25 protein-coding genes and 1 pseudogene are annotated in these 23,966 nt (G+C 62.2%); 12 read left to right on the top strand and 14 right to left on the bottom strand.

Features of this window, described 5'->3' with window-relative positions:
- The first annotated feature begins 77 nt into the window (after window positions 1-77).
- Complete coding sequence (locus KEM60_RS06735; protein WP_219106755.1) at window positions 78-845, top strand: nucleoside phosphorylase; 768 nt, start codon at window positions 78-80, stop codon at window positions 843-845.
- A gap of 75 nt (window positions 846-920) precedes the next feature.
- Here the strand turns inward: KEM60_RS06735 and KEM60_RS06740 are convergent, their stop codons facing one another.
- Complete coding sequence (locus KEM60_RS06740; RefSeq protein WP_219106756.1) at window positions 921-1,448, bottom strand: hypothetical protein; 528 nt, start codon at window positions 1,446-1,448, stop codon at window positions 921-923.
- Window positions 1,449-1,773: 325 nt separating this feature from the next.
- Between KEM60_RS06740 and KEM60_RS06745 the strand changes: the two genes are divergently transcribed.
- On the top strand, window positions 1,774-2,823 hold the full coding sequence (locus tag KEM60_RS06745) for an NAD(P)-dependent alcohol dehydrogenase (protein WP_219106757.1): 1,050 nt from the start codon (window positions 1,774-1,776) through the stop codon (window positions 2,821-2,823).
- A gap of 38 nt (window positions 2,824-2,861) precedes the next feature.
- On the opposite strand, the gene KEM60_RS06750 is transcribed toward KEM60_RS06745, so the two are convergent.
- Window positions 2,862-4,943 carry an ATP-binding protein gene (locus tag KEM60_RS06750; RefSeq protein WP_219106758.1) on the bottom strand — a complete coding sequence of 694 codons (2,082 nt, stop codon included), beginning with the start codon at window positions 4,941-4,943 and terminating at the stop codon, window positions 2,862-2,864.
- 172 nt (window positions 4,944-5,115) lie between these two features.
- Window positions 5,116-6,774 (bottom strand): ABC-F family ATP-binding cassette domain-containing protein, encoded by a 1,659-nt coding sequence (locus KEM60_RS06755; RefSeq protein ID WP_219106759.1) that lies wholly within the window; start codon window positions 6,772-6,774, stop codon window positions 5,116-5,118.
- 102 nt (window positions 6,775-6,876) lie between these two features.
- On the opposite strand from KEM60_RS06755, the gene KEM60_RS06760 reads away from it, so the two are divergent.
- From KEM60_RS06760 to KEM60_RS06795, 8 genes and pseudogenes are all read left to right on the top strand, one after another.
- Window positions 6,877-8,082 (top strand): SPFH domain-containing protein, encoded by a 1,206-nt coding sequence (locus KEM60_RS06760; RefSeq protein ID WP_255574340.1) that lies wholly within the window; start codon window positions 6,877-6,879, stop codon window positions 8,080-8,082.
- 101 nt (window positions 8,083-8,183) lie between these two features.
- On the top strand, window positions 8,184-9,431 hold the full coding sequence (locus KEM60_RS06765; protein ID WP_219106760.1) for a hypothetical protein: 1,248 nt from the start codon (window positions 8,184-8,186) through the stop codon (window positions 9,429-9,431).
- Between the two features lie 61 nt (window positions 9,432-9,492).
- The gene (locus KEM60_RS06770; RefSeq protein WP_219106761.1) at window positions 9,493-10,152 is read left to right on the top strand and encodes an LON peptidase substrate-binding domain-containing protein; all 660 of its coding nucleotides are present in this window, start codon (window positions 9,493-9,495) and stop codon (window positions 10,150-10,152) included.
- A gap of 278 nt (window positions 10,153-10,430) precedes the next feature.
- Window positions 10,431-10,640: a hypothetical protein gene (locus KEM60_RS06775; RefSeq protein ID WP_219106762.1), complete on the top strand. Its 210-nt coding sequence runs from the start codon at window positions 10,431-10,433 to the stop codon at window positions 10,638-10,640.
- A 225-nt stretch (window positions 10,641-10,865) separates the two neighbouring features.
- The gene (locus tag KEM60_RS16505; RefSeq protein ID WP_255574341.1) at window positions 10,866-11,180 is read left to right on the top strand and encodes a transposase family protein; all 315 of its coding nucleotides are present in this window, start codon (window positions 10,866-10,868) and stop codon (window positions 11,178-11,180) included.
- Between the two features lie 45 nt (window positions 11,181-11,225).
- Window positions 11,226-11,456: pseudogene (locus tag KEM60_RS06785) on the top strand (transposase family protein); the annotation flags it as partial.
- A gap of 574 nt (window positions 11,457-12,030) precedes the next feature.
- Entirely contained in the window at window positions 12,031-12,375 is a 345-nt protein-coding gene (locus KEM60_RS06790; RefSeq protein ID WP_219106764.1) for a hypothetical protein, read from the top strand.
- A gap of 34 nt (window positions 12,376-12,409) precedes the next feature.
- Window positions 12,410-12,649, top strand: a complete 240-nt coding sequence (locus tag KEM60_RS06795; RefSeq protein WP_219106765.1) for a hypothetical protein — start codon at window positions 12,410-12,412, stop codon at window positions 12,647-12,649.
- Window positions 12,650-12,658: 9 nt separating this feature from the next.
- Here the strand turns inward: KEM60_RS06795 and KEM60_RS06800 are convergent, their stop codons facing one another.
- From KEM60_RS06800 to serA, 3 genes are all read right to left on the bottom strand, one after another.
- The gene (locus KEM60_RS06800; RefSeq protein ID WP_255574343.1) at window positions 12,659-13,525 is read right to left on the bottom strand and encodes a prephenate dehydratase; all 867 of its coding nucleotides are present in this window, start codon (window positions 13,523-13,525) and stop codon (window positions 12,659-12,661) included.
- Window positions 13,522-15,246, bottom strand: a complete 1,725-nt coding sequence (locus KEM60_RS06805; RefSeq protein WP_219106766.1) for an LCP family protein — start codon at window positions 15,244-15,246, stop codon at window positions 13,522-13,524. Before KEM60_RS06805 ends, KEM60_RS06800 begins: the two co-directional genes overlap by 4 nt.
- Window positions 15,247-15,340: 94 nt before the next feature.
- On the bottom strand, window positions 15,341-16,549 hold the full coding sequence (gene serA, locus KEM60_RS06810) for a phosphoglycerate dehydrogenase (protein ID WP_219106767.1): 1,209 nt from the start codon (window positions 16,547-16,549) through the stop codon (window positions 15,341-15,343).
- A gap of 295 nt (window positions 16,550-16,844) precedes the next feature.
- Between serA and KEM60_RS06815 the strand changes: the two genes are divergently transcribed.
- Window positions 16,845-17,219: a hypothetical protein gene (locus tag KEM60_RS06815; RefSeq protein ID WP_219106768.1), complete on the top strand. Its 375-nt coding sequence runs from the start codon at window positions 16,845-16,847 to the stop codon at window positions 17,217-17,219.
- A 140-nt stretch (window positions 17,220-17,359) separates the two neighbouring features.
- On the opposite strand, the gene KEM60_RS06820 is transcribed toward KEM60_RS06815, so the two are convergent.
- Window positions 17,360-17,986 carry an L-threonylcarbamoyladenylate synthase gene (locus KEM60_RS06820; protein ID WP_219106769.1) on the bottom strand — a complete coding sequence of 209 codons (627 nt, stop codon included), beginning with the start codon at window positions 17,984-17,986 and terminating at the stop codon, window positions 17,360-17,362.
- A 241-nt stretch (window positions 17,987-18,227) separates the two neighbouring features.
- Between KEM60_RS06820 and KEM60_RS06825 the strand changes: the two genes are divergently transcribed.
- Window positions 18,228-19,151 carry a helix-turn-helix transcriptional regulator gene (locus KEM60_RS06825; protein WP_219106770.1) on the top strand — a complete coding sequence of 308 codons (924 nt, stop codon included), beginning with the start codon at window positions 18,228-18,230 and terminating at the stop codon, window positions 19,149-19,151.
- 10 nt (window positions 19,152-19,161) lie between these two features.
- On the opposite strand, the gene KEM60_RS06830 is transcribed toward KEM60_RS06825, so the two are convergent.
- The 7 genes from KEM60_RS06830 to KEM60_RS06860 all read right to left on the bottom strand — a co-directional run bounded on the left by KEM60_RS06830 (window position 19,162) and on the right by KEM60_RS06860 (window position 23,787).
- Window positions 19,162-19,386, bottom strand: coding sequence for a heavy-metal-associated domain-containing protein (locus KEM60_RS06830; RefSeq protein WP_219106771.1), 225 nt, complete (start codon window positions 19,384-19,386; stop codon window positions 19,162-19,164).
- 96 nt (window positions 19,387-19,482) lie between these two features.
- Window positions 19,483-19,764 carry a metal-sensitive transcriptional regulator gene (locus KEM60_RS06835; protein ID WP_219106772.1) on the bottom strand — a complete coding sequence of 94 codons (282 nt, stop codon included), beginning with the start codon at window positions 19,762-19,764 and terminating at the stop codon, window positions 19,483-19,485.
- 52 nt (window positions 19,765-19,816) lie between these two features.
- Window positions 19,817-20,311: a DJ-1/PfpI family protein gene (locus tag KEM60_RS06840; protein ID WP_219106773.1), complete on the bottom strand. Its 495-nt coding sequence runs from the start codon at window positions 20,309-20,311 to the stop codon at window positions 19,817-19,819.
- A 322-nt stretch (window positions 20,312-20,633) separates the two neighbouring features.
- Window positions 20,634-21,521: an aminodeoxychorismate lyase gene (locus tag KEM60_RS06845; RefSeq protein WP_219106925.1), complete on the bottom strand. Its 888-nt coding sequence runs from the start codon at window positions 21,519-21,521 to the stop codon at window positions 20,634-20,636.
- Window positions 21,506-22,201 (bottom strand): alpha/beta fold hydrolase, encoded by a 696-nt coding sequence (locus tag KEM60_RS06850; protein ID WP_219106774.1) that lies wholly within the window; start codon window positions 22,199-22,201, stop codon window positions 21,506-21,508. The genes KEM60_RS06845 and KEM60_RS06850 overlap by 16 nt, the downstream gene beginning before the upstream one ends.
- Before the next feature lie 10 nt (window positions 22,202-22,211).
- Entirely contained in the window at window positions 22,212-23,126 is a 915-nt protein-coding gene (locus KEM60_RS06855; protein ID WP_219106775.1) for a hypothetical protein, read from the bottom strand.
- 112 nt (window positions 23,127-23,238) lie between these two features.
- Entirely contained in the window at window positions 23,239-23,787 is a 549-nt protein-coding gene (locus tag KEM60_RS06860) for a methylated-DNA--[protein]-cysteine S-methyltransferase (protein ID WP_255574344.1), read from the bottom strand.
- Between the last annotated feature and the right edge of the window lie 179 nt (window positions 23,788-23,966).

The following is a 23,966-nucleotide window of genomic DNA, read 5'->3' on the forward strand; positions in this document are numbered from 1 at the left end:
TCCCAACGACCCGACCTGTCACAGAGAGACGCCCGGAACAGCGCCTGACGAGGCGTCAGGCATGGCAGCATGACGGTGTGACCGATGTGCTGCCGCTGACCGAGTTCGATGACGACCCAGTCGACGTCATCACTTCCGCTGTCGACCACTCCCTGTTGTCCTTGCCACCGCGGGGTGTCCTCACTCTGCTGGGTGCGACCACTCCGACGTGGGCTGCCGATCACGGCTTCACTACCGTGGCGCAGATCCCCACCATCACGATGGATTTCCCAGTCTGGGTGGGCCAACACCGCGGCGTGGACGTGGCCCTGTTGGAAGTGCCTCTCGGTGCGCCCGCAGCGACGATCGTGGCTGATCATGTGTTCCGCCACGGCATCCGCGCCGCGGTAGCTGTGGGGTCATGCGGGGGCCTGGTGCACTTCGACGAAGGTGAATTCGTCGTACCCACTCGGGCCCTGCGCGACGAAGGCACGTCCTTCCATTACCGCCCGCCGTCGCGATGGATTGAGCTGGACGAGGACATGGTGCACGCCTGCACCTCCGCCATCGATGACGCTGGCTTCGCCCACGCGACCGCCTCGACCTGGACCACTGACGCTTTCTTCCGGGAGACCCGCAGCAAGATCGACGCCCGCCAGCAGGAAGGGTGCACCGTCGTCGACATGGAATGCTCGGCGCTGGCCGCCTGCGCCCGATTCCGAGGTGCCCGATACGGGCAGATTCTCTTTACGGCGGACACCCTCGCCTCCGAGGTCCATGACGTTCGGGACTGGGGCCGGGCCAGTCACTCCACCGCATTGCGACTTGCCTTGGACGCGGTGACCCGCGCCCCACTGCCTAGCTGAGCTGAGCAGCCCCCGGAGGGGAAGCTGCTGGGGGCCGCGCCACTCGCGGGGACCGGCCGACGCTGACACTAGACCTCAGCGACCCAGCTCGCACGCTGACTTCAGCTCCGTCAGGATTCGCACCCGACGGCGACGTCCTGGCAAAGCGATGGGCGGGCATCGCACCTGCGCTGGGCTCGCGGGTTCTCGCCGGTCCACCACCAGAGCACACCCTCGAGATGTCAGGTCAAGGACACGCCCGTCCTCATACCAGGACAGGTCCGCGATCTCCGCGACGTCGACATCGACGAGGACGCTGTCTCGAACCGCGACGACAAACCGCTCCCCCACTCGGTATTCGGTCCCCGAAAGATGCCTGCTGGTTGCCCGGGAGCTCAAATACATCATCACTCCCTGTCCAACGGTGTACGCCGAGCCCCAGAGCACCCCAATGGATGCGGCACTGGCCCAGCTCGCGTCCTCACCACCGAGTTCCGCCATACCCACCGCAATCACCAAGGACACCAAGGCTCCCAGCCCCACCGAACTCACGATGATCATCGGCCAGGCCAGGTCGGTCGAGGACCGGACCACATAACGCCACGTCCCTGCGGTGCCCGCCACCTCAGGAGCTTGGTCGCCGCTGATCTCGGTGGCTCCAGCTGTGTCCGTAGACTCATTCGACGAAGCAGCCTCGTGCTGACCGGGTCCATCCGGTGAGGCTCGCCTCCTTGACCTTCCATTCATGTGACGATGGTGGCACCTCTTTGGGGCACAGGGCAGTAGGAACTCACCACCACTTCGTCGGACGTCCCACCCACCACGCCTACCGCCCTACCCGCGAACACCCGCCCCATCGCCGCGACCCACGCCAGGCCGGTCACCGAAAAGCCTTAACCGTCAACCCCCTTCGGAGGGATCACCAGTCCCGCGGATTAACATATGCGTCATGATGAATGTCGCCGCTTACGCCGCCCCCGCCCCCGCCGCCCCGTTGGAGAAAACGACTATCACCCGACGGGACGTCCGTGAGACCGACGTGCTCATCGAAATCTCGTACGCCGGGATCTGCCATTCCGACATCCACACCGTGCGTGATGAATGGGGCAAGATGCGCTACCCGCTCGCCCCGGGACACGAGATCGTCGGCGTGGTGCGTGAAGTGGGCTCCGGTGTGACCCGGCACCAGGTCGGAGACATGGTCGGGGTCGGCTGCATGGTCGATTCCTGCCGGGAATGCGACGCCTGCGCTGATGGCCTGGAGCAGTACTGCACCCAGGGCAATGTCGGCACGTATGGCTCCACTGGATTCGACGGTGAGATGACTCAGGGTGGCTATTCCACCCACATCGTGGTCGAGGAACGGTTTGTGGTGAGCATCCCAGAGGCCCTACAGGGTGACCGTCTCGCTGCGGCCACTCCGCTGTTGTGCGCTGGTGTGACCCTGTTCAGCCCGCTCAAGCACTGGGGGGTGCGTCCCGGTACGAAGGTCGGCATTATCGGCATGGGCGGTTTGGGCCACGTCGGGGTGAAGATCGCCGCCGCGATGGGCGCCGAGGTCACGGTCTTGTCGCACAGCCTGTCCAAGAAAGAAGACGGGTTGCGTTTCGGGGCGACCAACTACATCTCCACCAGCGATGAAGAAGCCATGAAGGGCCTGCGTGGCAGCCTCGACCTGATCATCAACACGGTCTCGGTCAACCTGCCCATGCACCAATACCTCGGGTTGCTTCGGTACGACGGCACCATGGTCGAGTTGGGAGTGCCGACCCAGCCGTTGGAGGTGCCAGCGTTCGCGCTGATCGGTGCCCGCAAGTCGCTGTCTGGGTCCTGCATCGGCGGTATGCCGGAGACCCAGGAGATGCTCGACTTCTGCGCCGAGCACGGCATCACCTGCGAGGTAGAAATGATCCCCGCGGAGAAGATCAACGAAGCATACGACCGGGTGGTGGCTTCCGATGTCCGCTACCGCTTCGTCATTGACGCGAAGACCTTCTGAGCACGTCCGCCTTCACCAGAGCTGGCTGACGATCCGGCTCACCTTGAGTCGGCAGCTCCCTCTGGGCGCGGCATCCGAATCTCGATCCGGGTGCCGCCCAGAGGGCTGGCACCAGCCTTGATGGTCCCACCATGCCGTTCGACGATACGGCGGCAAATCGCCAGGCCCAAGCCGCTGCCAGCATAGTGAGCGGCGTGTTCCTGGGCGCGATGAAACTCGGTGAAGACAGCTTCTTCTTCCCCTGCCGGGATACCGACCCCAGCATCATCAATGCGCAGGACAACGTCATCTGCTTCCACCGCAGCGCTGACGTCGACTCGGGGTGCCTGCCCCTCCTGGACATACTTCATGGCATTACTGATCACATTGTCGACAACCTGCCGCATCATCACCGGATCTGCTGACATCTCCACCGGGGCATCGACATCGACGCTGGCCGGCGGCCCCGACATACGGACAAGCCGTTCGGTGATGACCTGACGGACCAAGTCCTCCACCACAAACCGGGAGGGTTGGGGTACGCCGTCACGGGCCACCGAATAGTCGGTCAGGTCATTGAGAAACGTTTCCATGCGTTCGGTCGCTGCCCGAAGGGGCGCCAACATATCCCGCGTTGAGGTCCCGTCCGGGGGCGCGGGCAGGTCATCAGCGAGAATTTCGAGCCACATCACCAGCGCCGCTAACGGTTGCCGCAGGTCGTGTGCGGCAACTCGGGCAAAGGTCCGCAGGTCATCGACATGACGCCGTTCGACGGTCACATCCCGCACGATCAGCACGGTCCGGGCGATGTCATCGGTGTCGATCCTGGTCACGGCCACCTCCAGCGTCCCATGTCCGGAATGGTGCGGCCCAGACAGTCCCGGACGGTCCATGTCGGTCGGCCCCTCGGACTCGGTGTTGACGATGTCCACCAAAGCCGGGCACAGATCGAGAGGCTGATCGCCTGGCGACAACCCGACAAGCCGGGTTGCTGCGTCGTTGACTACCACCGCTCGCCCCGCCTCATCCAGCACCACCACGCCTTCGTGCATGGCAGCCACGACTGTGCTCAACAGGCGCGCCTGCAACCCGGCGCGATTGCCCGCTTGTCTCGCCGCGACAGCTTCTCGACGGACCTGATGCAGCAGCGCAACCCGTTCTTCACGATCCAACGAGGTCGACATCGCCACCACAAACACGATGAGAATCACCGAATGCGCCAAACCAGCTTGGTCAGCGGCGGTGTCCCCACCAAACGGCGGATGTCCGGTGGTGGCCATCACCGTGATCACGAGCGCCACCACCAGCACATAGGCGTATACCTGCCGGGGGGAGAAAAGAGTGGCCGTACCGATCCCAATGATGATCACCGCGAAAGACACGGCGCGTTCTGCTTGGAATTGAGTGGCGCCGACGATCAACGCTCCGGACAATCCGGCCGCGATCACGGCGATGGCCCAGCTGCCACGGGTCATCATCCGGTGGCTGGAGGTCCCGAGGAAAAGCAACGCGCCGGCCCCCAGCACCACAATGCTGACAACATTGCGCAGCATCCAGAACATCGTGGTCAAGAAGCTGAGACGTCCCGACACTAGGCCAGATAGCGGGAACGTGAACCACGCTGCGCTGACGCCGATCAGGCACGATCCGACAAAACAGCGAAGTTCCCGTGCCGTAGTCAACTGCGGCAACCCGTTGCAGCGGGCGATGAACACCAGACTCGTCACCAGCGCGCCCACCACATTGCTCAATCCGGCAAAAGGCACGATCACCCAGGGCAGACCGGTGACCAGATTGACAGTGACCGACCCGGTCCAGATGAGCCCCGCTGCCACCCACAGCGTTGGCTGGGTCCACCATCGGCGATGGCACGCTAACGGAAACAACCACGCAAAGGCCACCCCCACCGCCGGCCAGGTCGCCGAAATCAAACTCCCCGGGATGATCAGGGATCGGCCAGCAATGACTGCGACGACGTACGTCGGAAAAAACAACAAGCAGGCACGTACCGGCGAGACAGCCGGATTCAGTCGATGACGCCATCCGGTGTCGTCGAAAAGTTGACGAGAGATGGGTGAGATCTCAGCGACCTCAGGCTCGCGAGAATCCTCATCCAGGAACGTCTCAACGAACCCTTCCATCAGCACAGCCTGATGTGGGGGGTCGGGACGTCGCCGGTGGAAGCGAACCCCACTGACCTCGGGACCTCGCGACACGGGACAGCTCGGGGGCACGGCAACCTCCAGCGAGCGTGGATCCCCGAGGAAACCAGAATAAACACTGACCCGCGGTGAGCGGGCAGACCGGAGAGACTTACTGATCCGGGTCGATCTCCTCAAGCTGTCCGGCGTCAACCTCCCAGCGCCTCGTCAACCGGACGGTCTCCACCATGCGGCGGTCATGGGTCACCAACAACACTGTCCCCTCGAAGGCGTCGATGGCGTGTTCGAGTTGTTCGATGGCAGCCAGGTCAAGGTGGTTGGTGGGTTCATCGAGGACCAACAGGTTGACTCCGTTGGCTTGAAGCAGCCCCAGACCGGCGCGGGTCCGCTCCCCCGGCGACAGCGTGTCGCACGGGCGAGTGATGTGGTCTGCGAGCAGGCCGAATTTAGCCAACACGGTCCGTACGTCGGCGGTGGGCCAGGTCGGCACCTGGAGTGCAAAAACCCGGCCGAGTTCCTCAGGAGTATCAAAAACCGCCCGGGCTTGATCGATTTCTCCGATGACGACGGCTGATCCCGGCGCGACATTCCCTTCATCAGGGGTGATACGCCCTAACAGCAGGCCGAGCAGGGTGGTTTTCCCCGCACCGTTGGGCCCGGTGATCGCGATGCGGTCACCGCGGTTGATCTGCAGATCCACTGGCCCTAAGCAGAAGTCACCGCGGCGTACCACGGCGGATCGGGCCGTGCAGACCACATCTCCAGATCGGGCGGCGGCAGCGATTGTCATCTGGAGCTGCCACTCCTTGCGGGGTTCGACCACCACATCGAGCCGCTCCAACATCCGATCCGACTGCCGGGCTTTCGATGCTTGTTTCTCTGCGTTAGCTCGATGACGATGCGCGATGAACTTATCTTTCTCCGCGCCAGATTTCTTCGCGCGCACCGCTGCTTTGACACCTTTACTCATCCAGGCGCGCTGCCGACGAGCACGGGCTTCCAACTCGGATTTGCGTTCGGCGTACTGTTCGTAGCTTTCCTGGGCGCGCCGCCGGGCGATGCTGCGTTCCTCCAGGTAGGCGTCGTAGGAGCCGCCGTACACAGTGACCTGCTGCAATGCCCGGTCGATGTCGACGACTGAGGTGACCATCCGGGACAGGAACTCGCGGTCGTGGCTGACCAGGACGCAGGGGACGTCGAGTCCGGCGACGAAATCCTCCAGACGAGCTAGACCGGCACCGTCGAGGTCGTTGGTGGGTTCGTCGAGGAGGTAGGCGTCATATCGGGAGAGCAGCAAAGCGGCGAGCCCAACTCGGGCTGTTTGTCCACCGGAGAGGGAGGCCATACGGCGGTCCAGGTCCACCGTCAGACCCAGGTCTGCGGCGACGACGTCCAGGCGGTCGTCGAAGTCAGCGCCGCCTAGGGCCAGCCAGTCTTCTAATGCGGTGGAGTAGGTGTCGTCCGCGTCGGCCAGGCCAGCCGCGAGATCATGAGCGGTGTCTTCCAACGCCTGGCTGGCTGCGGCGACTCCGGTACGTCGGGCTAGCTGGTCGCGGATGGTCTCGCCGGGGCGGATGTCAGGTTGCTGGCGCAGGTAGCCCAGATGCGCGTGGCGCGGGACGACACTCACTGTGCCACTCTCCGGTGGTCGCTCTCCGGCGAGGATCTGCAGCAAGGTGGTTTTGCCTGCACCGTTGGGGCCGACCAGGCCGATGACATCGCCGGGGGCGACAATCAGATCCAGACCGGTGAAGAGTTCACGGTCCCCGACGGCGGCGGTCACGGACCTGGCCTGGAGGGTAGCGCTCATGTCCCCCATCCTGGGGTAAGTGGTGGTGAGCGCAAACCAGTTATCCCGCAGGGGCGCCGCAGCGCGCACAGACCGCGATGGGCCCATCCTCAGGAACCTGGCGTGCCACTACCATCGTTGCAGGAAGTGGATGTGACTTCCGTGGCGTGGGCGCCGGCGCCCCGACACCTCCGGGAAAGGCGAGGCATGGGCCTGTTCGACGGTATTCGTAACCAGTTCATCGACATCATCGAGTGGCTGGACGACAGTCGCGACACGATCGTGTGGCGGTATCCCCGCAATGACAATGAGATCAAAAATGGCGCGAAGCTGATTGTGCGGGAATCTCAGGTCGCGGTGTTTGTCAATGAGGGCCAGATCGCGGACTCATTCAAGCCAGGCACCTACGAGCTAACGACCCAGAACCTGCCGATCCTGTCTGACTTGAAGGGCTGGAAGTACGGTTTCAACTCGCCGTTTAAGGCTGAGGTGTACTTCGTGAATACCCGCCAGTTCACCGACCTGAAGTGGGGCACGCAGAACCCCATTATGGTCCGTGACCCGGAATTCGGGATGGTACGTCTACGGGCATTCGGTGGATATTCGATGCGGGTGATCGAACCGACCCGATTGCTGCGTGAATTGGTCGGGACTGACCCGCAGTTCCGTACCGAGGAGGTCGGCGAGTACCTGCGGCAGATGGTCGTTGCCCGCTTGTCGAAGGCGTTGGCGACATCTGGGGTCAGCATGCTCGATCTGGCTGCCCGGCAGTCTGAGATCGGCAACTCAGTGGCTGCGGTGCTCTCGGAGGACTTGGATTCGGTGGGGATCACCATTCCGGCGTTCTTCATCGAGAACATCTCGGCCCCGCGTGAGGTCGAGGCGGCGCTGGATAAACGCACCTCGATGGGCGTGTTGGGCAACTTGGACAATTACGTGAAGTACCAGGGTGGGCAGGCGTTGGAGTCAGCCGCGGAGAACCCTGGCGGCGGAATGGGCTCCACGGTGGGCATGGGCATGGGCATGGGGATGGGGCAGGCGATGGCAGACGCGATGCGTCCGGCCGCGCCCGCACCGGCGCCGAGCGCTCCGGCGGCTCCTGCTCCCGGTGGGCCACCGCCACTGCCAGTTCAGGAGCAGTGGTATGCCGGGGTTGATGGGCAGCAGGTCGGCCCGATGGGTCGTTCGGAGCTGATGGACCGGTTGCGCACTGGTCAATATCCAGGGTCAACGCTGGTGTGGCGGGCCGGGATGGCGGCGTGGACTGCGGCCGGTGAGGTCGCGGAGCTGACTGACCCGAATCGTCCTCCGGCTCTTCCCGGCCAGTGAGTCAGCCTCCTGTCCCACCGCTCCCGCCGTTTCCAGGGTCAGGAAACGGCGGAGCGGGGCCTGCCGGGGGTGGGGCGCCCGGACCTGCCGGGCCTGGTCCGATGCCGACACCTTCCGGTCCTGCGCCGAGCTGGCCTGGTCCGGATGCCCCGGCCGGTACGGCAGCGCCAACACCAGCTGTTCCGGTATCAACGACGTTCCCCTGTGTGGCTTGCGGGGCACATCTGGCTTTCCAGCCCGGCGCGCACTCCTTGCGATGTCCTTATTGTGGCGCTGACCAGCCGGTCCCCGACGATGGTTCAGACGATTCCATCGATGAGCATGACTACGAAGCGTGGCTGCGATCAGCAGATAAGCCCCGCGGGCTGACTGGGCCACATGTGGTGTCCTGTCCGCGGTGCGCGGCAACGACCACCACCACTGACATTTCGCTGCCATGTCCGTTCTGTAGCGCGCCAATTGTGGTGGCAGTCGACCCTGGGGAGCAGATCGTCCCAGAAGGGGTGGTGCCTTTCGGGATCGACAAGTCCGCAGCGAACACCTCGATCCGGCAGTGGACGGGGTCACGCTGGTTTGCACCGAACGATTTGAAAAAAGTCGGGACGGCGGAGCGGTTAAACGGCACCTATGTGCCGCATTGGACGTACGACGCAGCGACGACGTCACAGTACTCGGGGATGCGTGGCATCTATTACTACGTCACGGAGACTTACACCGACAGTGACGGGCGGACCCAAACTAGGCAGGTGCGGCACACCCAGTGGTGGCCAGTGTCGGGCACGGTGTATCGGGGTTTTGACGATGTCTTGGTGATCGGGTCCAACAGACTGGCACCTGATGACGTGGAGCGGTTGACTCCGTGGGTGCTGGATTCGGCTGTTCCCTTCAAGCAAGGTTTCCTCGCCGGATATCAAACATTGCGATACGACGTGGAACCCGAGCAGGGATTGGAGGTCGCCAAGGAGCGGATGCAGTCGGTGATCCACAACGACTGTCTCGCGGATATCGGTGGCGATGAGCAGCAGGTGTTGTCGGTAAACACCGCCTACAGTCAAGTGACTTTCAAATTAATGCTGTTGCCGGTGTGGGTTGCCGGATATCTCTATCGCGGGAAGACGTATACCGTTTACGTCAATGCGCACACTGGTTCTGTGGTGGGTGAGCGGCCGTACAGCATCCCAAAGATCGTTGCCGCTGTGTTGGCCGCGCTGCTGGTGTTGGGTGTGATCGTGGGTGTCTACCTCAGTCAGCAGAAGAAGTCACCGCGTCCGTCCAAGTCGTCGATCAACCGGTCCCAGGTGATGGACGTGCCAGCTGACATGCTCCACCGCATGGCTTTTGCCCCATGAGTCCGTCTTGTCCTTGGGGTCGGGGCGTGCTTCTGCACGTCCTAGCCCTACGCTGAGTCGCATGCCGTCGCTGCCGTTGTTTCCGCTGGGTGCAGTCCTGATCCCTGGGCAGGAGATGCCGTTGCGCATCGTCGAAGGCCGGTATCTGGTGCTGTTGCGGGATCTGCTGCGACGCCGGTCTGCGCAGGAATGCGACGAGGTGGGGATCATTGGCGTCCAGGCCGGTCACCAGCGCGGCCCTGAGGGCACCATGGCGCTGCACGATGTGGGCTGCGCTGCGTCGTTGGTGGCAGTCGATGAGGGCGATTCAGGCTCCTTTGAAGTGGTGGTGCGTGGGGTGCGTCGGTTCCGGCTGGATGGGGTGGAGGAGCACCGCCGTACGCCGTACCTGACGGGCTTTGTGACGTGGCTGCCGGAACGCATCAGGGACACCGAGTCGGTGGTGGCGCTGTCTGAGCGGCTGCGGACCGCGATCCGGGGATACCGGGACGAATTGGGGATGGAGGAATCAGCGCTGCCGTTGGATCCGGTGGAGCTGTCCTGGCAGACGATGGAGCACGTGCTGATGGACCTTCCTGATCGTCAGCGCCTCCTGGCTGCGAAGGATGTGGATTCCCGATTGCGGCTGGGGCTGACTCTGGTCCGCCAGGAGATGATCCTCCAGCGGGAGCTGCTCGCTTTCCCGGGTGCCTATGCGCCTATCGAACCGGCACTGAACTGAAGACCCTATCGCGGCACTTCAACAGTCGAAATGATGTCATCATCATGACTTCTCAATCAGAGAAAGCATGAACATGCGGGCTTTATATACGTGATAGTGCACCCTTTGATGACAATCTGACCAATGTGGAGACTCATCACAACTACTTTTGATGGATTCCTCACTGCGCCAGCGCGTCTCATGCTAGGGTGCACACATCGACATTGCGCAACAAAAAGGGACGGTGGCCTTTTGATTCATTATGCCGAGCCAGCAACTGGTGAGATCAGGAGAGGATAATGTCAAACATTTCCTTATCGCTGATGCTATCCGTCGTGGTCACAGTGGTGATCGGATCTCCCCTCAACAACCCCTTGGGTGATCCATTGAGCATCGCCGTGACGTCGATGCTCTTCGCTGTCACGTGGGGCACCGCTTATGCCTTGATGGCGGGGTTTGATAAGTACGTCACCCCCCGATTGTCCGGCAATAAGGGCATCGCTGATTAATTGAGGTGCACCGCCCGTGAGGCCGGGGATATCCTGAAGGTATCCCTGGCCTCACCGCCACGATAAATTGAATAATTGAGGGCGGTATTCACGAGGCGTTAGCGACCCACCCCCTACACCCCGGGAAGCAATCGATACACGCTTGTCACCATGCACATATATAAAAACATCGGCCGCTTTGAGCTCATTGGGTTAGCTGACTCAAATCTCTCAGGGAAGCGGCCGATGCGGTGCCAGTTTACAACAGGACTCGATCACGATGCACTCGCCAGGCGGGTAATCGAGATTTTTCACTCCCGGGGAGAGGACTTCAGCAGACACCGGTTGGCCATCAAAGAACAAGTTATCCTCACCATGGAACTCCTACGGAACAATCTGTCACAGATATTCCTTGCTGATCTGCTAGATATTTCACAACCCACCACCTCTCGCATCTATCGCAGGATGCTCCTCGTCATCGATGAAGCCCTGACCTTCACCGGCATCTCCTTTGAGGAAGCCGCTAGTGATGGACGAGTGATCTTGATCGACGGCACGTAAGTCCCAACTGGCAACCGCCCAGCTCAGGGGCAAGAGGTCACCAAAGCCAGCTACTCCGGCAAACGCCGGTGCCAGTGTGTAAGCATCCAGGTTGCCTCAACTTTGACCGGACAACTCCTTGCCACGTCTATGCCCGTTCCTGGAGCTCGACACGACTCCCCTGCCCTCGACCTCACCGGCTGGTCACACATCCGCACGAAACACCACACACCATGGATCGCCGACACCGCCTACATCGCCCAGGGCGCACTGGCACCCCTCAAAAAGAAGAAATGAAAAGAGCGAACCGACAATGAAAAACATTACAACAAAGGGCGTTATTCACGAGGCATTAGCGGCTCGCGCCCTGAAATTATGTCGACTTCCGAATGATCTGCATGAAATAACCTCGGAATACATAAAGCAGCGCCGCGCTCCCCAATGGAGCCCACTCCGTTTTAAAGAATGCCAGGGTGCCCTTCCGTCGGACCTTCCTCCATGCCATCATGTCTCTTTGTGTCCAGGAGTCAGATCACAGCATGCGGGCGCCAAAATGAGCAGAGGAACCAACATTCATTAACCGTCACCATGTCGTTAAATTAATCGCCACGGAGGTCTTGTCGCAGACAAGTATCTTTGGTATGGTTCGATTACTTCCTTGACACACATTCTTAGGGGGTAAAAGTGCGATATGTAAGTCTCATCTCTTATTCTCTTTGCTCTACTCTATTCTTCGGAATTTCTTCTACCGCAGACGCTTCTGCATCAAATCTAGCCGACAACTCTCACAAAAAAATCAGTTTCATTAGCTACAGCTGATAATACTGTCGATACCGTAAAGCTCCAGCGGCTTTTATCACAGTGGGAATCAATGTCTCCGGAATCTGCAGCAAGGTGGCTGTTCCCGAACGACATCTCTTTACAAAAAGAGTACATTGAGGCCGAGCATGCACTTCAAAAAGCTAAAAAATCAAATCGATCCAATGGATATGCATTGCCTGCGGTAATTGCGGTAGCAATTCCAGTTGTTGGCGCCTGCGCAATGGGTGCACTCGGGTCGGCTGGCGCCCATACGGTAGTTCACTATGTAAGAGCAAAAAAATTGACTCAGCAGAAAATTATGCATGGGGTGCGGTTGAAGGGTGCCTTTCATCTTCTATACCGGGTGGTGTGGCTCTTTCTTGGATGTTTAAAAAGTTTAAGAAACCTATCATGAATGCCGTCATTGCGATAATTATTAAGGCGACTCAATGATCGACACCTCTCGCGCAAATCAGGAAAAGAACGAAAAGCACTGGGTTTTACATGTCCAGGCTTTCTCATATGCGCTGCTTTTTCTGGCAGTTTATGTTGCCGACAAGAGCTTAAGAGTGGGTGGCTATGGATTCCACGACTATGTGATTGCCGCAATAGTACACTTGGCGCTAGGTTACCCATTTGCGCTTTGTGCGATTATATTCATAAACAAACTTAAGGAGAAATATAAATAATTGAGGGCGTTATTCACGAGGACGGCGCCGGTGTTCGTGCGCGGGATACACCCCGAGCAGACGCAGCTCGGTGGTGAAGAACTCCAGCTCTTCCAGAGCTAACGCCACCGGCCGGTCCTCCGGATGACCTTCGACGTCGACCATAAACATGGTGACCGCGAACTCGTCTCCCACCATGTAACTCTCCAGGCGGGTCATGTTGACCCCGTTGGTAGCAAACCCGCCCAAAGCCTTGTACAACGCAGCGGGGATGTTGCGGACCCGGAAGACGAAACTCGTCATCGTCGGCCCGCGTAGCTCTTCCCGAGTGGGGAAGCGCCCCTCCCTGGCCAGCACCACGAACCGGGTGGTGTTGGTCGGATCGTCCTCCACATCGGTGGCGAGGACGTCCAGGCCGTATAAGTCCGCGGCACCTCGTGGAGCGATCGACAAACGCGTCGGGTCACCCCAGTCGAGGACTTCCCGCGCCGATCCCGCGGTGTCCCCCGAAATCACCGGACGCAGACCATGTCGGGAGATGATCCGCCGACACTGCCCCAGCGCGTGCACGTGGCTGTGCACCGTCGTGGCCCCGTCCAGGGTGGCCCCTGGAATCCCGAGCAGGTCAAACCGGATCGGCAGAAAAAACTCCCCGACGATATGCAATCCCGCGGTCGGCAACAAGGTATGGATGTCAGCGACCCGCCCTGCCAGCGAATTGTCCAAGGGGATCATCGCCAACTCGGCGGCACCGTCCGTCACAGCACCGAACGCATCCTCAAAACTGGCGCAGGCCACCGGCTCCCAGGTCGGGAACATCTGTTGGCAGGCAAGGTGCCCATTGCATCCTCGTTCGCCCTGATAGACGATCCGTGGCTGCCCGCGGTCCACGATCACTTCACGCAGGGGATGCCACCACCAGAGAGCGCGGTCATCGCGCCAGTGGACGTGTCCTCGTTCTTCCCACCGCCACCGACCGTCTTCGGCGCCAACGGTGCCGCCGACGTGGAACTCCCGGAAGCACCCGGCTTACTCGGTGCTGCTTTGGCTGAACCGCTCGGGGTGGCAGCCTCACCGAACTTCGCCGGCACGTGGAAACCGATACCAATGACAACTCGCATCGTTCCCGCAGGAAGCGTAGATACTTCTTCTGCAGTCACACCCAATGAGGTCGCCAGAGCTTCAGCAGCTGGCCCCTGCCCGGGCGCATACTCGATGAGGGTCTTGCCCTTCGGCGTGGGCGAGGTGGATGCGCTGCCCTTGCCGTAGCCCTCTTTGGCGAGGCCCTCAAGCATCTTGGTCCCGGCTCCATCTTGTCCGGACGCATTCATCACGTTCACGGTGGGCTTGGGACCGGTAGGGGTGGCACTGCCGCTGGGCTTGACGCCACCTTTAGCGACCTTTTCGCCAGCCAACAACTTGGCCACGGTCGCCTGGACGACGGGGATGTCTACCTTGTTGGACCAGCCGCCGTACTTGTCGATGAAGTCACCCTGAATCGGCAGGGTGTAGAAGGTCATTTTTCCGTCGGCTAGCTGAGGTGCTTGAGCGCCCAAGCTCAACAGATTCAGACCATCCACGACGATGTTGTCCTTGGCGACTCCGACCAGCCCATTCAACTTCACTGGGTTGACGAAGGTGCCCTTTTGCTTCAGCTGGTGAGCCAAGGAGGCGATGAACGCCTGCTGACGCCGCTCCCGGTCCAGGTCGGTGAAGCTGAGGTCACCCAGCTGGTCACGACGCTGGCGAACGAAGGCCACGGCCTGCTCCGCGGAGATCTCCTGCTTGCCTGCCTTGAAATCGGCCCCCGAGTAGCTGTCTTTGGTCGCCTGCTTCAAACAGACCTGGATCGGTTGGACCACTTTGGCAAGCTGGTAGAAGGCCACCATGGTGACCTCGATGAACGCGTTGATCCGCACGGACGGACCGAGGAACTTCTCGACGGTCTTGATCTCCTGAGCACGTCCAGCTTCCCGGCCCTGCTTGTGTTTTTCCACGTCAGACATGGATTTGTCGTTCTTCAAGGACGCTGTCTTGGCATCGAAGGCCGACCCGTAGGCTTCCTTGATTTTGCCGTCACATCGGTTATTAGGACAGCCGGGGAACTCAACGAAATTGTCCCGAGGGATCTGGATGACCGTGGCGTTCTTCCCGTTAGCCGGGATATGCAGGAGCATGAGCACGTTGGTGTTCATGCCACCGATCGTCTCGTTGCCGGTGTGCATCAACTGATACATCTCTTTGGGCAGCGGTTTGCCATCGATGTCGAGGCGGCTGTCCAAACCCATGACCAGGATGTTCAGGTCGTCGGTGAGTGACTTAGCTCCACCGTGTGCGTCCTCCAACGCATTCGAGCGACGAACGCCGGAGTCCAGGTTGAAGTAGGTCCATCCCACGTAGGTGATCAACGCGCACACCACCACCATCGCGGTGCCGCCCACCCAGTTCATCGCTCGCCGCAGTGGCCCACGCTTGGGCGCAGGACGGCGATCTGATGGCGGCTTCGGCGTCGGACGACGCTCCTGTGGCTGTTTCTTCGCCGAGGTGGGACGGTCCGGGCTCGACGCCTGCACGCGCGGTTTCTCGCGCGGCGACGTGGGACGAGCTTTGTTATCCATGGCGCTCCTGATCGACCCCTTCCTGACCCCTCTCCAACGCGCGGCTGGTGGGCGTCGTTCTGCCCACCATAACCGGACGAGCTGGGTGGCGTGGTCAGGCCCTGGGGGAAGTGACGAGACGAAGTCGGATCGTGACATCCAACGCGCGTAGTTGATCGAGTACTGACTGCGGGACTTCATCGTGGGTATCGATGACGACGTATCCGACCTGACCCAAGGTGCCGAGGAACTGCCCCTCGACGTTAACTCCCTGCTCAGCGAGGTGCGCATTGAGCGTTGCTAGGACGCCAGGAACGTTCTCGTGAACATAGGCGAGTCGGCTACCACCGGGCTCTTGACGCAAGGTCACCGGCGGGAGATTAACCGACATCGACGTATTGCCCAGGACTGTGTGATCCCGCAATTTTTGGGCAACGAACCGGCCGATGTCTTCCTGAGCTTCCTCGGTCGACCCACCGATGTGCGGGGTGAGGATGACATTGGGCACACCTTGCAACGGCGAGGTGAACGGGTCTCCCGCAGATTTGGGTTCGTTGGCGAACACATCGACAGCCGCCCCAGCGATATGTCCGGAGGAGACATGCTGGGCCAAGGCCTCATAGTCGACGACAAAACCACGCGACAGATTGAGGAACAAACTACGACGGCGCATCCGCGCGAACTGCTCCTCACCGAAAAACCCGGCGTTGGCGCCGCGTCCATCAACATGCAATGACACCGTCTCGCACACATCGAGGAGGTCATCAAGGCTGTTGCACCGCCGGGCGTTGCCCAACGCCAATCGGTCTTCGACGTCGTAATAGAAGACCTTCATGCCGAGCATCTCGGCCACCACCGACAACTGCGAACCGATGTTGCCGTATCCGACGATCCCCAACGTGCGGCCGCGGATCTCGTGCGAACCGCTGGTCTGCTTGTCCCAGACCCCGGCGTGCATCGTGTCGTCCTTCTCTGAGAGACGACGAGCCAGCATGATGATCTCTGCGATCGCGAGCTCCACCACCGACCGGGTGTTGGAGAACGGGGCGTTGAACACCGCCACCCCGCTCCGAGCGGCGGCGTCCAGGTCGATCTGGTTGGTCCCGATGCAGAAAGCACCGATGCTTTCCAGCTGGGGACAAGCAGCCAACACCCGCTCAGTGACCTGGGTGTTAGAGCGAATCCCTAACGCGGTGACGCCCCGCAGCGCCGCGATGAGCTCGTCCTCGTCGAGGGAACCGCTGCGGGTCTCCACGTCGAAACCGGCATCGGACAGGATCTCTCCGGCAAGCGAGTGCACGTTCTCCAGCAGCAGTGCCTTCATGACCTCATTGTCCTCACGTCACACTCGGAGCAGGCAGCTGGGTCCGCGCTTCGGGACACCCTCGCCTCGGATCAGGACCGATCTCTTCTCTTGTCGGGTCTGGCAACTCGCCCTGGTTGAACCGGTGACAATCCCCTGGCTTCCCCCGCAGCGCCGCAGCCCTGATCCCGAAAACGCCAGGACACTGCGGCCCGCTCCCATGCCTCGATCCCCATCGAGAATTCCGCAGACAACACAGCGAATTTCAGCTCATGTCAGGAGGCTCCCGGTCGATTCTTTTCACTGTCAGCCACCGATGATCCCCCAGGATCACCGCCTCTCCCTCGACGACGCGGAGCCCCTCATGCGGATCGAGTTCCAAGCCACAGATGGCAGCCGGGTACGGGTCCTGAACCTCTCGATCCACGACCCCCGCCGTAACAACCCCCGATTTTTTGTGATTGAACCCGGACAGGTGGGCGAAACCACCACCCCGGATCAGCCCGGATTCGATCGCTCTCACACCAGCCGGGAAGCCGTGGCAACGGCCTTGGCTAAGGCTGTTGCTCGAGACAGCGCCACCTCAGCGTTGTTGGTGGCACACCGGGACACCGCCGAAGAAGGCGAGGTCGTTGACCGCACGGTCTTCGCACCTGGCGCCTGGCCGGTCCTGACCATCGTCGACGTCTGAACTGTCGACCCTCCAGCACCCGCCCGTCCTCGATGACGCCAGCTTGGGGTACGGGTGGGGATCCACGTGCGAAGGCCCTCTCACGTTCACGGCCGTGAGGGGGCCTTCGTCTGTGTCCAGTCGGATCCACCGCCAGAAAGTCAATCCTCCTCAAAGGGCGCCGGGTCACCCGCGCCGTACCGGAGGATCTCAGCGACTCCGGAGGAGAGATCCACCACCGTGGTCGGCTCTGTCCCGCACTCACCGCTGTCAATCACCACATCAACCTGGTGGCCCAGGTCGTCCTGCACGAGCCAACCTTCGGTCATGGGGTGCTCCTGATCGGGCAGGATCAGCGTCGAGGTGAGCATCGCTTCGCCGTGCTCACCGAGGAGAGCTTGCACGACGGGGTCCGCACTGATCCGCACTCCCACGGTGTGCTTCTTCGGATGCATCAGTCGGCGCGGCACCTCGGAGGTGGCCTTCAAGACGAAGGTGTACGGGCCGGGAGTGGCAGCTTTGACGGCCCGGAATACCGCGTTACTCACCTGGACGAACTGCCCGAGTTGCGAGAAATCGGCGCACATCAACGAGAAGTGATGATTGGCGGTCAGTTTTCTGATCGCCACGATTCGGTCCCGGCCAGCGGCGTTACCCAGTGCGCACCCCAGCGCATACCCAGAATCCGTGGGGTAGGCGATCAAACCACCGTCCCGGACCACGTCCACTGCGCTGGTGATCGCTCGCCGCTGAGGATTGCGTGGATGTACGTCGAGATACCGGGCCATCGGCACAGCCTACGTCGCACCCGGGCAGGTGTTCATCTGATGGTCGTGGACCGCAGAGCAGCCGGGCCAGGAGCGCAAACCGACATTGACCCTCGTTTTCACTCTCACACAAGGCCATGAGAACTACTGGCAAGCAATGGGGTTCATTAACTTCACAGCCTGAGAGAGGAGTGAGGAAGACCGCTGCGATGAGCGGCATCAGCTGTGCAACGATGTGAGCAGCCCGGCACCGGGAGGTCCCATGCAAGAGGTCAGCGACCGCGACTTCGCGGAGACGCTGCGACTCGCGGTCGAGGCACGTGGGCTCAGCCTCGACCGAGTACGCGCCCACCTGCTGGCCTACGGACACGACGTCTCCGTCGCCACGTTGTCGTACTGGCAAACCGGTCGGAGCATCCCGGTACGACGAGCGTCGCTGCAGGCCCTGGGTGCCCTCGAAGTCATCCTTCAAGTCCCCCGTGGGTCACTGGCTGCCAAACTCCCCAGCCAGCACACGCGCCGACGTACCAGGACTAGTGGCACCCGCGAAGCCATCCCGCAACGCTTCTCCCCCCACACCACTCGGCGAATCGCCGCCGAAATGGGGCTGTCCTGGTATGAGGGCTACCGCACCGTCGCGCATGACGACATCATCACCGTGGCCACCGACCGCAGCATTGGCCATCATCTGGTCCGAGAATTGATCATTGCCGAACGTGACGGCATGGACCGCCTCCTCGTGGGCTACTCCTCCGAGATCCCCGGCGTACTGATGACGATCGGACAAACCCGCGGGTGCACCGTGGGACGCACCATGACCTTGCTCCGGGAAACGCTCGCCGTCACCGAACTTCTCTTGGACCAGCCGTTACGTGCTGGCGAGCCTTACCTCTTTGAGCATTGTGTCGCCTATGACACTCCCGCCACGGTGATCCGCGACTGGCAGCGCAATGTGCACGCCAATGCCCACGCGGTGGGCATCAATGTCCGCTTTGACCACGGCGACCCGCCATCTCAGGTGGAGATCTATATCGGCCCGGACCAAGAATTCCCGGCGTTCGAGCATCGAGAACTCAGCGGACAGGAAGTGTTCCTGCACGGCCTCGATTTCGGGCCCGGAATCCTCGCTGTCCGCTGGAACTGGGCGGACGACGCCCCGGAACTGCAGCCCCGCCCGGTGAGCTGACTGCCCCTCGTTAGGCGGTTGCGTCGACCAGGCGATATCCGGCCTCGTCGACGGCTTCGGCAAGTTCCGCCGGAGCCAGCGCTGACGTCGAACGCACCACCGCGGTGGACACGCCATCGGCAACCAGATCCACGGTGACCTCGGTGACCCCGGCCAGTGCCATCAGCTCTTCGGTGACATGTTTCACGCAGTGTTCGCATGTCATGCCGTCAATGCGCAGTTCAGTGGTGATCATCGTCGTCCTCCATGACGGTCGGTTCAGCTCGGACGGTGGGTTCCCGCCTGATGCGCAGCAACGTATCCCATTGCCTGCAGCTGACAGTGCGCCCCCTCAGCTACGGACCAACCGGGCGATCGCCGCAGAGGCCTCCGCCACTTTGGCGCGGCCCTCCTCCTCAGAGGAGGCCGCTGCTGCCAGCACACAATGCCCCATGTGGTCTTCGACGAGTCCTAAGGCCACAGCCTGTAACGCTTTAGTCGCAGCGGTGATCTGGGTGAGGATGTCGATGCAGTAGACGTCTTCGTCGACCATGCGGGCGATGCCGCGGACCTGACCTTCGATCCTGCGCAGCCGTTTGGCGTAGTCGTCCTTGGTGGCACTGTAGCCGTGCACGTCGACTCCTTCGGGTACTCGTCGTGGACCAGCAGGCTACGCCGACAAGATCTCAGGACGTGGGGACCAACTGCCATGCGGTCCGTAAGACTCGGGACGCGCTCGAGGGGTTAGCGCCGGTCACGATCATGCCGTCCCGGACCACATAGGGCAGGAACGGCACCGGCGCCGGCCGATAACGAGCACCAGCTCGGGCCAGGGCATCGGGCAAGCTGTACGGAAGGTTGTCGGCCATGTGGACCAGACGTTCCTCAGAGGTGCTGAACGACGTGATCTTCCGGCTCGCCACGACGGGGCGTTCACCGTTTCGAGTGGCGAGCAGCCCAGCAACACCATGCCCGACAGCCGCGACCGGGCGGCCAGCCTGGGTGACCTCACGAATGAGACGGGCGATGTGGTCATCGGCGACAAAGTCGACCATCGCCCCATGCCCACTCGCCAGATAAAGCAGGTCACAATCGGCAGCGCTGACGTCAGCAACAGATTCGGTGTGTTCGAGCAGCAGCGACAGATCGGCGTACGGATGGGACCCAGCACGGCCATCCATGCTGATCGAACACGCAGGGTCGAGTGGGACACGACCGCCTTGGATACTGACCACGCGCGGTTCAACACCTAACCCTCGACAGGACGCAAACGTCCGGGCCGCCTCCGGGAACCACAGTCCCGTGAGTTTGCCCGTTCGTTCTAGCCGTCCGTGACTGGTGACGACCATGACGACTCGCACAGGCACGACGCCCCAATCTCTGCGCAGGTCCACCCCCGTTGTGCCCTTCCCACAGGGCACAACAACGGTTGTCATCCTACGGCGTGAACTACCGCTACCAGCGGTATGCGTCATCGGCGGGTTCTTCTGCTTCGCCCGCACCTCAAAACCCGGCGTACCCCAGCATCCGCTGCCGCCAGCTCTCGGCCATCGGCATGGGTTGGCCATCGAGAATACGCACTGGTGCCGGCCCTCGACCGCTGGACACCAACCAGATCCCGTCAGCGTGCAGGAGGTCAGCGACCGGAATCAACGTGTCCTCGGCGATCAGTCCGTCCTGGCGAGCCGCCGTGACAATCCGCTCCACCGTCACCGACGGAAGCAATCCGGTCGCCCCGGTGGGAGTGGTGCGCAACCGTTCGCCGTGCCGGACAATCAGGCCCGAGGTCGGCCCGTCAAGGCAATACCCGTCCGTGGAGACAAACAGCACATCGTCAGCTCCCCTCCGAATCGCTTCCCGCTGAGCAGCAGCGTTGACGGCGTACGACAGTGTTTTGACCCCGCCGAGCAGCCACGGCGCCGCCGCATACGCATCGCTGGGATGCCCTTTGGACAGCGTGACCACACTGATCCCTTCCCGAGCGGCAAAAGGCACCGCGTCACGACCGGGTCGGCCACGATGAGTGAGCGTCACATAAGCAGTCGGCCCGTCAGCATGTCGCTCCCGCCCGCGGGTCAGCACCATCTTCAGCACCGCTTCCCCCGGGGTGTGCCAGGCCGTGAGCAGATCACCGATCAGTTCCGCCCATTGGTCGTACGTCGGGGAAACGATGTCCATCGCCGCAGCCGACGCCGCCAACCTGTCGAGATGAGCGGCCAACCCGGTGATGCGCGCGACACCGTCATCGTCCGTGACAACCCGAGCCGTGTCGAAGCAACCGTCACCCCTGGTCACACCCAGATCATCGGCGTACAACACCGGCTCGTCAGCTGCAAGCACCCCTCGCCCCCGGACCGCAACCAGCGCGAGCGGAGTCAGCTCAAGTCCCATGGCGCCCACGACTCGTCCTGATCGTGCGGTGACGTCTCTGCGGTGATCCCGGCAAAAAGGATCTCTCCCACCGCAGCAGAGGCCCGACGGGGCAGGTCCTGCCCCTGCCCCGGAAGTCGATGTACCTGCGCGGCGGGGATCAACGTCGTCCAGGCTTTCGCCGCAGCCAGAGAGGCCTTGTCATCCTCGCCGACCACCAAGGTCAGCGGAACGGACAGATCACGCAACGCCTCAGTGTCGGTCGCCGTACCCACCTGACGCATCGCAGCCAACAACCGATCCTTGTCAATATTGCGGGCCGCCAACGCCCGGCGCGGCATCAACCGAACCACCCCGCGTTGCCAGGCCATCGCGCGAGCGGAGGGGTGCATCGGCGCAGATAAAGCCACCACTCGGTTCACCCGGTCTGGACATCTCGCTGCGGCATACACCGCGACCAGACCACCAACACCGGCACCAACCACATCAGCGCGGGCTGCACCGTTCTCATCCAACGCAGTGATCACGTCGGCAGCCGCATCAGCAAGGCTGAACTCGACCTGACGACCACCCGGTCTGGTGCCGCGCAGCCAAGGGCACGTCGCCCCCACCCCGGCGGGCAAGGCCGTCACCAACTCTTCCCACTGCAGCGGGGTCTGCCCCAGGTCGTGCACCAACACAAAAAACGGTGGCCGTGACATGGCCTCGACGCTACCGGGTCGGCGAGGGAGCCGGGATCCCAGGCGACGGCTCAGCCCCATCAGGGTGCGGCGCACTGTCGGTAGGAGCGCTCGCAGCGGGAGCTTCGGCGGAAGCCGCGCCCGAAGGCTGTGGGACAGCTGGCGTCGGGGTCGAAGCGGCCGGAGTAGACGTAGGAGCTGGCGACGGACTCGGGGCAGGTGTGACCGCGGCTGGCGGGGTCGGCACGGCCGGAGCAGTCGGGGGTGAGACCACCGTGACAGGAGGCGGCGAGACCACCGGAGGACTCACGGGGACCGTGGGGATCGGGGGCACCGGCGCCGGGATCGGTGTCGGCACCGCCGCAGGTGACGGCGGGTGGACATCAGTGGTGGCGGCGCTCTTGGTCGACGACATCATCGCAGGCACCGGCGAGGCACCACCGTTGTCTGGAGCCATCTTCTCGACCATTTCCGTGGACAGCTGACCACTGTCGAAGGCCCGCAGGATGGCCACACGTTGCGCTTCAGAGATCCGTCCGTTGTCTACCCCACGATGCAGCCGAGCCGCTAAGACCTCCCGAACGGTAAACCGCTTGATCCGGGGGTTTTGGGTGACGACCTCGCGGACCTTGGCCACCGGCATCTGGAACCGCTCAGCAAGGGTGACGATCAAGACATCTTCGCGTTTTTCTGCGGCCACCGCGTTGGCCCGAGTCCCGGCATACTCGAGCTCGCTGAGAAGCCGCTCCTCGTCCACGCCGAGAGCAGAAGCAAACTCCTGCACCTCACGCTGATTGACCCGTACGGCGGACCAGCCACGGCCCTGATGGACCTGGGTCGTGGTGATCTCCTCGGTGTGCGCTTCCTCCAGCACAATCACGGCCGCCATGAGGACGGCGACCACCCACATTGCGCCGAGTCCAATATGACGCGCGAACGGTCGCACCGAATCCTCCTGGGCCTTCCTTGACAACACCGGCCCGCCATCCAGCATCCGTCCGGACAGTGCTGTGCTCCAAGCCGACTCCGGTCACGAATCGGTCACCTGGGCAGCGCAGTCAGGTCGTCTCAGCCCTCAGGAGGGCCTCCTTCACAGCGAGCCCATAAGCATATCCCCCCAGGCCACCACCGGTCTTGATGGCACGATGACAGGGAACGAACGGCGCAATCCGGTTACGAGCACAGGCCGAAGCCACCGCACGAACCGCGCGGGGCGCCCCCGCTATTCGCGCTAATTCGGCGTACGAGACCGGTGCACCTGGGGTGACCTGACGCAGCGCTCGCCACGTCGACTGCATCAACTCAGTACCCGGTTGGCTGACCGGATACCGGTCCAGGGCGCGGTGATCCCCATCCCGGTACGCCGCCGCGGCGTCCCGCACCGGATGAGCACCGGCGTACTCGACCCACTGCCACCCGGCTGACGGTCCGGTGAGCAGACGCTCAGCAACGTGCCCTATCGGGCCAAATCCCGCCGCCCGCAGCACCTCGTCATCGTCGACAAACGCAGTGACCGTTCCGCCAGGCAGGGTCTCCTCGATCGCCCGCAGCATCAGACTCTCCGCCGTGGCAGAGGAACCCGGTGATGTCGTGCTGTCAGAACCCATGGGGCCAATTGTGCCGCTTCTCCCCCGGCGCGGACACTGGCTGTGCCAGCCTGGAACTGGCCCAGACCCAGTCGGTGCGGATCAGGGCTAACGTCCCTGATTCCGCCATACCCCTAGGGGTATGGTCGCACTGTCAGGAGCCCCGACAACAGCGGGATCATCCCAGGCAGGAGGAAGGC

This window comes from Austwickia sp. TVS 96-490-7B (assembly GCF_019331795.1).
In the GTDB taxonomy this organism is placed as follows: domain Bacteria; phylum Actinomycetota; class Actinomycetes; order Actinomycetales; family Dermatophilaceae; genus Austwickia.